1 protein-coding gene and 1 pseudogene are annotated in these 11,648 nt (G+C 70.0%); both read left to right on the top strand.

Annotation, left to right across the window (positions count from 1 at the left end):
- Positions 1 to 8,337, top strand: an 8,337-nt coding sequence (locus tag GWI24_RS31025; protein WP_210949236.1) for a type I polyketide synthase, incomplete at its 5' end; no start/stop codon positions are given.
- Positions 8,336 to 11,648, top strand: a pseudogene (locus tag GWI24_RS31030) (type I polyketide synthase); the annotation flags it as partial. The gene GWI24_RS31025 and the pseudogene GWI24_RS31030, both read left to right, overlap by 2 nt.

Consider the following 11,648-nt stretch of genomic DNA (forward strand, 5'->3'; position numbering starts at 1 on the left):
GGCGAGTGTGAGTCGGCTCTGTCGGCGTTTGTGGACTGGTCGTTGTCGGATGTGTTGCGTGGGGTTGAGGGTGCTCCCGGGTTTGACCGGGTGGATGTGGTTCAGCCGGTGTTGTTCGCGGTGATGGTGTCGTTGGCGAGGTTGTGGCGTTCGGTGGGTGTGGAGCCGGATGCGGTGATGGGTCACAGTCAGGGTGAGATTGCCGCGGCGTGTGTGGCGGGTGCGTTGTCGCTGGGGGATGCGGCGAAGGTGGTGGCGTTGCGGTCGCAGGCGATCGCGGTGGGGTTGGCTGGTCGTGGTGGCATGGTGTCGGTGGGGTTGCCGGTTGGGCGGGTGGAGGAGCGTCTTGTCCGGTGGGGTGGGGCGATTTCGGTGGCGGCGGTGAATGGTCCGGGTTCGGTTGTGGTGGCGGGTGATCCGGGTGCGTTGGATGAGATGGTGGCGGAGCTTGAGGGTGAGGAGGTGCGGGTTCGTCGGGTTCCGGTGGATTACGCGTCGCACTCTTCGCATGTGGAGGGGATCCGTGAGGAGCTGCTGAGGGTTCTGGCGGATCTTCAGCCGCGTTCGTCGGAGGTGCCGTTCTACTCGACGGTGACCGGTGAGCTGGTGGACACCGCTGGGCTGGACGCGGAGTACTGGTACCGGAACCTTCGGCAGACGGTCGAGCTGGAGTCGACCACTCGCACCCTGCTCGATGACGGGCATGGTGTGTTCATCGAGGTGAGCCCGCATCCGGTGCTCACCCTTCCCGTTCAGCAGACGGTGGAGGCCGCCGAGGCCCAGGCCGTGGTCGTCGGCACGCTGCGGCGTGACGAGGGCGGCCTGGAGCGGTTCCTGACCTCCGCCGCCGAGGTGTTCGTGCGTGGCGCCGAGGTGAACTGGGCCACCGTGCTGGAGGACCGGGGTGGTCGGCGGGTCGAGCTGCCGACGTATGTCTTCCAGCGCGAGCGGTACTGGCTCGAGGCTCCCGCGGATGCGGGCGATGTGGGTTCGGTGGGGCTGGGCTCGCTGGGACACCCGTTGCTGGGCGCGGTGGTGTCGTTGGCCAGCGGCGGCGGGGTGCTGCTGAATGGACGCCTGTCGTTGGCCACCCATGGGTGGCTGGCGGATCACGCCGTGCACGGGATCGTGCTGCTGCCGGGGACGGCGTTCGTCGAGTTGGTGGTGCAGGCGGGCGATCAGGTCGGCTGCGGCCGGGTTGAGGAACTCGTCCTCGAAGCGCCGCTGATCCTGCCCGAGCAGGGTGGCGTCCAGATCCAGGTCGAGGCGGGGGAGGCGGATGCCTCCGGCTTCCGCGAGGTGAGTGTGTTCTCGCGGGACGAAGCGGAGGGCGAGGGTGCCGTATGGACGCGGCATGCCCGTGGTGTGCTCGCGCCGATGGAAGGTGTCCGCGGTGCTTCCTTCGACTTCGGTGTGTGGCCTCCGGTGGGGGCTGAAGTCGTTGATGTGTCGGGTGAGTATGTGCGGGCTGCGGAGAATGGGTTGGAGTATGGGCCTGTTTTCCAGGGGTTGAAGCGTGCGTGGCGGCGTGAGGGTGAGGTGTTCGCGGAGGTTGAGCTTCCGGAGGAGGAGCGGGAGCGGGCGGGGCGGTTTGGTCTGCATCCGGCGTTGTTTGATGCCGCGTTGCATGCGATGGGTGTGAGTGAGGCTCTGGCGGGTGGTTCGGGGAGTCTGCTGCCGTTCTCGTGGCGTGGGTTTGCGTTGGATGCGGTGGGTGCGACGGCGTTGCGGGTGCGGTTGGCGTCGGTGGGTGCGGGGTCGGATGCGGTGTCGGTGTTGGTGGGGGATGAGTCGGGGCGTGGGGTGGCCTCGGTTGAGTCGTTGGTGTTGCGTCCGGTTGACGCGGGTCAGCTGAATGCTGTGGGTGGGGTGGCGCGGGATGCGTTGTTCCGGCTGGAGTGGGTGGATGCGCCGGGGGCTGTGGTGGCGGGCGGTGAGGCGGTGTCGGGGGCTGAGGTTGTGCGGGTGGTCTCTGGCGGTGTGGATGTGGTGGGTGAGGTGTATGGGCGGGTTCTTGAGGTGCTGGAGCGGGTGCGGGGGTGGCTGGCGGATGAGGACCGTGCGGGTGAGCGGTTGGTGGTGGTGACCCGCGGTGCTGTTGACGTCGGCGAGGGTGTGGCGGACATGGCGGGGGCTGCTGTGTGGGGTCTGGTGCGGTCCGCGCAGGCGGAGAATCCGGGTCGTCTGGTGGTGGTGGACACCGATGATGTGGATGGCGTCGAGGGTGTGCTTCCCGGGGTGCTGGCTCTGGGTGAGGAGCAGGTGGTTGTGCGGTCCGGTGCGGTGCGGGTGCCGCGTCTGGGCCGGTCGCTGCCCGCCTCGGTTGACGCTCCGGAGTCGGGGGTCTTCGGTTCTGGTGCGGTGCTGGTGACGGGTGGTTTGGGTGTGCTGGGTGGCTTGGTGGCCCGGCATTTGGTTGCGCGGTATGGGGTCGAGAAGCTGGTGCTGCTGTCCCGTCGTGGTGCGGAGGCTGAGGGTGCGGCGGGGTTGCGGGCTGAGCTGGAGGCGGCGGGTGCGGAGGTGTTGATCGCGGCGTGTGATGCTGCTGATCGTGAGGCTCTGGCGGGGGTGTTGTCGGGGTTGCCGGATGGTTTCGCGTTGAGTGGTGTGGTGCATGCGGCGGGTGTGCTTGATGACGGGTTGCTGACGTCGTTGACGCGTGAGCGGGTTGAGCCGGTGTTGCGGGCGAAGGTGGACGCGGCGTGGAATCTGCATGAGCTGACCGCCGGGCTGGGCTTGTCGGCGTTCGTGCTGTTCTCGTCGGCCGCTGGTGTGCTGGGTAGTGCTGGGCAGAGCAACTATGCGGCGGCGAATGTGTTCCTGGACGGTCTGGCGTCGTGGCGTCGGGCTCAGGGGTTGCCGGGTGTGTCGATGGCGTGGGGTCTGTGGGCCGAGGCCAGCGGCATGACCGGACACCTCGGCGAGCGGGATCTGAGCAGGGTGTCGCGTTCGGGTCTGGTGCCGCTCTCCTCCGAGGAAGGGCTCGAGCTGTTCGACGCGGCTCTGGTCTCGGATGAGATCGTGCCGGTTCCGGTGCGGCTGGACATTCCGGCGCTGCGTGCGCAGGGCGCCGAACTCCCCGCCCTCTTCCGCAAGGTCGTGCCAAGCCCGCCGGCGCGCCGTACGGCACGCTCGGAGCAGAGCGAAAGCCTTCCGGACGAACTGCGCCGGCGCCTCGTGGGTCTGCCGCGGACGGCCCAGGACCAGATGTTGCTGGAGCTGGTCCGCACGCAGACGGCGGCGGCCCTCGGGCACGCCACCCCCGAGACCGTCAACACACGGCGGCCGTTCAAGGAGCTCGGCTTCGACTCGCTGATGGGTGTCGATCTGAGGAATCGGCTCACCGCGGAGACCGGGCTGCGGCTACCCGCCACGCTGGTCTTCGACTACCCGACCCCGATGGCACTCGTCGGCCACATCCGCGACGAAATCCTGGGCGGCGAGAGCGCCACCTCGTCGGCGGGCGTGGCGCTGGTGGCCGCGTCGGACGCGGCGGTGGACAGCGACCCCATCGTGATCGTGAGCATGAGCTGCCGCTTCCCGGGTGGTGTGCGGACCCCTGAGGAGCTGTGGCACCTGGTCATGGCGGGTACGGACGCGATGTCCGAGTTCCCGTCCGACCGCGGATGGGACCTTGAGCGTCTGTACGACCCGGACCCCGACCGGGAGGGCACGTACTACGCCAAGAACGGCGGGTTCCTCTACGACGCCCACCAATTCGACCCCGCCTTCTTCGACATGAGTCCGCGTGAGGCGCTGGCGACCGACCCGCAGCAGCGGCTGCTGCTGGAGACGTCGTGGGAGGCGTTCGAGCGGGCCGGTATCGACCCCGTGACCAAGCGGGGCAGCCGATCCGGTGTGTTCGTGGGCGTGATGTACAACGACTACGGCACCCGGCTGCGGAACGTCCCCGAGGGCTTCGAGGGGTCCCTGGGCAGCGGAAGCGCCGGCAGCGTGGCCTCCGGCCGGATCTCCTACACCCTCGGCCTCGAGGGCCCCGCGGTCACGGTGGACACGGCGTGCTCGTCGTCGCTGGTCGCGCTGCATCTGGCGGCGCAGGCGCTGCGCCAGGGCGAGTGCGATTTGGCGCTGGCGGGTGGCGTCTCGGTGATGTCGTCGCCCGGTGCGTTCGTGGAGTTCAGCCGCCAGCGCGGGCTTTCGCCCGACGGCCGCTGCAAGCCGTTCGCGAACGCCGCGGACGGCACGGGCTGGTCCGAGGGTGTGGGCATGCTCCTGCTGGAGCGGCTGTCCGACGCCCGGCGCAACGGCCACGAGGTGCTGGCGGTCCTCCGGGGGTCGGCGGTCAACCAGGACGGTGCGTCCAACGGTCTGACGGCGCCCAACGGCCCGTCGCAGCAGCGGGTGATCCGGCAGGCGCTGGCGAGTGCCCGTCTGTCGGCGGCCGATGTGGACGTCGTGGAGGCACACGGTACGGGTACGACCCTCGGTGACCCGATCGAGGCGCAGGCGCTGCTGGTGACCTACGGGCAGGGTCGGCCCGAGGGCCAGCCGCTGCTGTTGGGCGCCTTGAAGTCGAACATCGGCCATACACAGGCCGCGGCCGGTGTCGCGGGTGTCATCAAGATGGTGATGGCCATGCGGCACGGGAAGTTGCCGCGGACGCTGCACGTGGATGAGCCGTCACACGAGGTGGACTGGTCGGCGGGCGAGGTGCGGCTGCTGACGGAGGCGGCGGAGTGGCCCGAGACCGGGCATCCGCGCCGGGCCGGTGTCTCCGCGTTCGGTGTGAGCGGCACCAACGCCCACACCATCATCGAGCAGGCTCCGCCGGTTGAGGATGAGGACGAGGCGGGCGCGGTTTCCGACGGTGACAGTGGTGTGGCCGCATGGCTGCTGTCGGGGCGTGGCGCGGACGCGCTGCGGGCCCAGGCGGCACAGCTAAGGGCGTTCCTGCTGGAGCGCTCCGAGTTGAGCGCGCTGGACGTCGGCCATTCGCTCGTCGCGACGCGGTCGATGTTCGAGCACCGTGCCGTGGTGTCGGGTGCGAACCGTGCGGAACTCCTCGCCGGGCTCGAGGCCGTCGCGGCCGGAGAGGTCGCTCCGGGAGTGATTCAGGGCGTCGCGAACACGTCGGGCCTGAGGGCGTTCTTGTTCTCGGGCCAGGGCGCGCAGCGGCTCGGCATGGGGCGGGAGCTGTACGAGGAGTTCCCGGTGTTCGCCCAGGCGCTGGACGAGGTGTGCGCGCATCTGGACGGGCAGCTTGACCGTCCACTCCGGGAGGTCATGTTCGCGGCCGAGGGCAGCGAAGATGCCGAGCTGCTGGACCAGACGGCGTTCACCCAGCCCGCGCTGTTCGCGATCGAGGTGGCGTTGTTCCGGCTGCTGGAGCACTGGGGTGTCACCCCGGATGTGCTGATCGGCCACTCGGTGGGCGAGGTCACCGCCGCGCATGTGGCGGGGGTCTTCTCCCTGGAGGACGCGTGCGCGCTCATCGCGGCGCGTGGCCGTCTGATGCAGGCGCTGCCGGAGGGTGGCGCGATGGTGGCGGTGCGGGCGTCGGAGGAGGAGATCGCCGGTTCGCTCGCCGGGCGTGAGGCCGAGGTGAGTATCGCCGCCGTGAACGGCCCGACGGCCGTGGTCATCGCGGGCGATGAGGCGGCGGCGCTGGAGATCGCCGGACAGTGGGCGGAGCAGGGGCGTAAGACGCGGCGGCTGCGGGTGAGCCACGCGTTCCACTCGCCGCGTATGGACGCGATGCTGGGTGACTTCCGCAAGGTCGTCGAGGGGCTGACGTTCGCCCCGCCGACCATCGCGCTGGTCTCCAATCTGACCGGTGAGCCCGCGGGCGCGGACGACGTGTGCTCGGCGGACTACTGGGTGCGGCATGTGCGGGAGGCCGTGCGGTTCGCGGACGGGGTACGGGCCCTGGAGAAGCTCGGGGTGACCTCGTTCCTGGAGGTGGGCCCGGACGGTGTGCTCACCGCGATGGCGCAGGACTGCCTGGTGGCGGACGCGGGTTCGGCTTCGGTCGTGGTGCCCGTCCTGCGCAAGGACCGTCCGGAGGGTCAGGCGCTGACGGCGGCGCTGGCCGAGCTGCATGTCCACGGTGTCACGGTCGGCTGGGAGCAGGTCTTCGCCGGGCGCGGTGCGCGGAAGGTGGAACTGCCGACGTACGCCTTCCAGCGTCAGCGCTACTGGCTGGAGGACCGCACGGAGGCGTCGGGCGGTTCCACCGCGGTGGACAGCGTGGACGCGCGGTTCTGGGACGCGGTGGAGCGCGAGGACCTGGACGCGCTGGCCGAGGCGCTGGATGTCGAGGGAAGCGGTTCGCTGGGCGAGTTGCTGCCCGCGCTGTCCTCGTACCGTCGTCAGCAGCGCGAGCGGGCCACGGTGGACGGCTGGCGGTACCGGGTCTCATGGAAGCCGGTCCCGGAAGTCACGACGGGATCGCTGTCGGGTACCTGGCTGCTCGCGGTGCCCGCCTCGCTCGCGGACAGCGAGCTCACCCAGACGATTTCCCAAGGGCTCGAGAAGTCCGGTGCCCGTGTCGTACCGGTGGCCGTTGACACCGACGCGGACCGCGACGGGCTGGCTCGGGCACTGCTTGCCGCGGTCGATGGCGAGTCCGATGTCCGCGTGTTGTCCTTGCTCGCGCTGGACGAGGAGCCGTACGCCGGGGAGCCGGTGGTCACGTCCGGACTCGCCCTGACGTTGTGGCTGGTACAGGCCGTGGCGGGGCTGGGCGTGCGCGTTCGGCTGTGGTGTGCCTCGCGGGGCGCGGTGTCGGTGGGGCGTTCCGACCGGCTGGGGAGCGCCGCGCAGGCGCAGGTGTGGGGGTTCGGCGGGGTCACGGCCCTGGAGCACCCGCAGATCTGGGGCGGTCTCGTCGATCTGCCCGAGACACTGGACGAGCGTGCGGTGTCGCGGCTGGTCGGGGTGGTGTCCGTCGAGGGCGGCGAGGACCAGGTCGCGGTGCGTGGCTCGGGTGTGTTCGCCAAGCGGCTGGTGCGGGCTTCCGCGCCTGAGGCCACGAACACCGGTGGCTGGCGTGCGAGTGGTTCGGTGCTGGTGACCGGTGGCACGGGCGGGCTCGGTGGTCATGTGGCCCGGTGGCTGGCGCGTACGGGTGCTGAGCATCTGGTGCTGACGAGCCGTCGTGGCATGGAGGCTGAAGGCGCCGCCGCGCTGAAGGCGGAGCTGGAGGGCCTGGGCGCCCGGGTGACGGTGGCGGCGTGTGACGCGGCCGAGCGCGAGGCGCTGGCCGCGGTACTGAAGGGAATCCCGGGGGAGTTCCCGCTGACCGCCGTGGTGCACACCGCCGGTGTGCTCGATGACGGCGTCCTGGACGCCCTGACGGTGCAGCGGGCGGCCGGTGTGTTGCGTCCGAAGGTGGATGCCACGCGGAATCTGCATGAGCTGACCGCCGGGATGGATCTGTCGGCGTTCGTGCTGTTCTCCTCGGCGGCGGGCACCATCGGCGGTCCGGGCCAGGGCAGCTACGCGGCGGGTAACGCCTACCTCGACGCGCTGGCGCTGCAGCGGCGCGCGGACGGCCTTCCGGCCACGTCCATCGCCTGGGGCGCCTGGGCCGGGAGCGGCATGGCGGTCGACGGGGAGCTCGAAGAGCAGATGAGGCGGGGCGGCATGGCCCCGATGAACCCCGAATTGGCGATCTCCGCGCTCCAGCGGGCTATGGACCTGGACGAGACCTTCCTCCTCGTGGCCGATGCCGCATGGGAGCGCCTCACGGCCGAGCTGGGAGGGGACCGGCCGGCACCGCTGCTGGCCGAGCTGACCGAGACACAGCGGCCCAACGCCTCGCCGGTGCCTTCCGACCCGGCGGCCACCGAGTCGGCGGCGGCGGAGCTGCGCGCGAGCCTGGAGGCGCTGCCCTCGGCGAAGCGTCAGCGCAATCTCCGCAAGCTGGTGCGTCAGCACGTGGCCGCCGTCCTGGTGCACGCGACTCCGGACGCCATCGAGAACGATCGCTCGTTCACCGAGCTCGGATTCGACTCGCTGACCGCCGTTCAGCTGCGCAACCGGCTGGGCGCGATCACCGGCCTGGAGCTGCCGACCACGTTGGCATTCGACTACCCGAATCTCACCGCACTGGCCGCGCACCTGGAGACGGGCATGTTTCCGCAGGGCGGTGGGGCTGAGCAGAACGACCCGGAAGAGGACCGGATACGCGAGGCGTTGGCTGCCATTCCGCTCGCGCGTTTCCGTGAAGCCGGACTCATGGACACCCTGCTCGAACTCGCTCACCTATCGGAGAACGGTTCTGAGTCGGCGCCGCAAGAAGAGATGAGTAGCGCGGTCGACACGATGGATGTCGATGACCTCGTCCAGAGGGCTCTGGGCGGCGCTGACCTTTGATGTTGTTGGAAGTGTGGAGCTACTGATGGCTACGTCCTCCGAAAGAGTTGTCGAAGCGCTGCGCGCTTCCCTGCGCGAAAACGACCGCCTCAAGCTGCAGAACCAGCGTCTGGTCTCGGCCTCGAAAGAGCCCATCGCCATCGTCGGGATGAGCTGTCGTTTCCCCGGGGGCGTGCGCACCCCCGAGCAACTCTGGCAACTCGTCGTGGATGGCGTCGATGCCATCTCCGAGTTCCCGACCGACCGCGGCTGGGACAACGAGTCGCTGTACCACCCGGACCCGGACCATTCGGGGACGAGTTACACCCGTGAGGGCGGCTTCCTCTACGACGCCGATGAATTCGACCCGCAGTTCTTCGGCATGTCCCCGCGTGAGGCGCTGGCGACCGATCCGCAGCAGCGGCTGCTGCTGGAGGCCTCGTGGGAGGCGTTCGAGCGGACCGGGATCGACCCCGTCTCCCTGCGCAGCAAGCCGGTCGGCGTCTTCGTCGGCACGAGTGGCCTGGACTACGCGACCCACCTCTACGAGGTCGGGGGCGAGCTCGAGGGCTATCTGACGGGCAGTGCGGCCAGCGTGGTGTCGGGCCGCATCTCCTACACCTTCGGCCTCGAAGGACCGGCCGTCACGGTGGACACGGCCTGTTCGTCGTCGCTGGTGGCGCTGCATCTGGCGATCCAGGCGCTGCGCCAGGGCGAGTGTGAGCTGGCGCTCGCCGGTGGTGTGTCGGTGATGTCGTCGCCCGGTTCGTTCATCGAGTTCAGCCGGCAGCGCGGGCTGGCGATCGATGGCCGGTGCAAGCCGTTCGCGGAGGGCGCGGATGGCACGGGCTGGTCCGAGGGCGTGGGTCTGCTGCTGGTCGAGCGGCTGTCGGACGCGCGGAAGAACGGCCATCCGGTGCTGGCGATCGTCCGTGGTTCGGCGGTCAACCAGGACGGTGCGTCCAACGGTCTGACGGCGCCGAACGGCCCCTCCCAACAGCGGGTCATCCGGCAGGCGTTGGAGAGCGCGGGATTGTCCGCGGCCGAGGTGGACGCGGTCGAGGCGCATGGCACGGGGACCACGCTGGGCGACCCGATCGAGGCGCAGGCGCTGCTCGCCACGTATGGCCAGGGGCGGCCCGAGGGGCAGCCGCTGTGGCTGGGTGCCATCAAGTCGAACATCGGGCACACACAGGCCGCCGCCGGTGTCGCTGGAGTCATCAAAATGGTGATGGCCATGCGGCACGGCACCCTGCCGAAGGTCCTGCACGTGGATGAGCCGTCGCGCCAGGTGGACTGGTCGGCGGGTGAGGTGCGGCTGCTGACCGAGGCCACCGCGTGGCCCGAGACCGGGCAGCCGCGCCGGGCGGGTATCTCCTCGTTCGGGCTGAGCGGAACCAACGCCCACACCATCATCGAGCAGGCCCCGGCGGTCGGCCCTGAGGGGCAGCAGGAGGCGACGGCCCCCCAGGCTCTCAAGGCCGGCGAGGCGCGGGAGCCCGCCGTTCTGTCGTGGCTGGTGTCCGGCAAGAGCACGGAGGCGCTCTCCGCCCAGGCGAGCCAGCTCCATGCCCATGTGAGTGCCCATCCGGAGCTGGCGGCGACCGATGTGGCCTTCTCCCTGGCCACCACCCGTTCGGCCTTCGAGCACCGCGCGGCCGTGGTCGCCGAGGATCGAGACGGCCTCCTCCGCGGTCTGGAGGCCCTGGCTCAGGGCGAGAACACGGCCCAGGTCGTCCAGGGTGTGGCACGCATCGAGGACACCCTTGCCTTCCTCTTCTCCGGTCAGGGTGCGCAGCGTCTGGGCATGGGCCGGGAGCTGTATGACGCCTTCCCCGTGTTCGCCCAGGCGCTGGACGAGGTGTGTGCGCATCTGGATGTGGTGCTGGACCGTCCGTTGCGGGAGGTGGTGTTCGCGGCGGAGGGGAGCGCGGACGCCGAGCTCCTGGATCAGACGGCCTTCACCCAGCCCGCGCTCTTCGCCATCGAGGTGGCGTTGTTCCGGCTGCTGGAGCACTGGGGCGTCACCCCGGATGTGGTGATCGGCCACTCGGTGGGCGAGATCGCCGCCGCGCATGTGGCCGGGGTCTTCTCCCTGGAGGACGCCTGCACACTGATCGCGGCCCGGGGACGCCTGATGCAGGCGCTGCCCGAGGGGGGCGCGATGGTGGCGGTGCAGGCGTCCGAGGACGAGATCGCTCCGTCGCTGGCCGGTCGTGAGGCCGAGGTGAGCATCGCCGCCGTCAACGGCCCGACCTCAGTGGTCATCGCCGGTGACGAGGCGGCCGTACTGGAGATCGCCGGACAGTGGGAGCAGGAGGGCCGTAAGACCCGCCGCCTGCGGGTGAGCCATGCCTTCCACTCGCCCCGCATGGACGCGATGCTCGACGACTTCCGGCGAGTGGTGGAACGCCTGTCGTTCGCTTCGCCCTCCATCGATCTCGTCTCCAACGTCACCGGCAAGGTGGCGGACGCGGAGGTGTGCTCGCCTGAGTACTGGGTGCGCCACGTCCGTGAGGCGGTGCGGTTCGCGGACGGGGTGCGGGCACTCGAAGCGCAGGGCGTGACCACCTTCCTCGAGGTGGGCCCCGACGGTGTGCTCGCGGCGATGACGCAGGACTGCCTGGCGGAACGGGCCGAGTCCGATTCGGCGCCCGTGGTCGTGCCGGTGCTGCGCAAGGACCGCTCGGAGGCCGTGGCCCTGACCACGGCGCTGGCGCGGCTGCATGTGCACGGGTCCGTTGTCGACTGGCAGTCGGCGTTCAACGGTCTCGAGACCAGCAGGGTCGATCTGCCGACCTACCCGTTCCAGCGTCAGCGCTACTGGATCGAGAAGTCCGCCGACTCGGCCGGAATCGACGCCGGTATCCGCGACGAGGTGGATGCGTGGTTCTGGCAGGCCGTGGAGCGCGAGGATCTCGAATCGCTCGCGAGGACGCTCGACTTCGATGACGATGCGACGCTGGGCGCCGTACTGCCCGCGCTGTCGGCGTACCGGCGCAGCAGCCGTGAGCAGTCCACGATTGATGGTTGGCGTTATCGGGTGTCGTGGAAGCCGGTTGGGGATGTGGCCGGTGGGTCGTTGTCGGGGACGTGGCTGGTGGTGGTTCCGGCGTCGCGTGCCGGGGATGAGTTGGTGGCGGGGGTGGTCTCCGGGCTTGAGCGGCATGGTGTGGGTGTGGTGTCGCTGACGGTGGGCGAGGGGGACCTCGACGCCGGGGCGCTGGGGGAGCGGTTGCGTAAGGCGGTCGCTGACGTGCCTGAGTTGGGTGGTGTGTTGTCGCTGCTGGCTCTGGATGAGGAGCCCTGCCCTGGGCATCCGGCGCTGTCCC

Source organism: Streptomyces sp. MK37H (genome assembly GCF_018035285.1).
Lineage (GTDB): Bacteria > Actinomycetota > Actinomycetes > Streptomycetales > Streptomycetaceae > Streptomyces > Streptomyces endocoffeicus.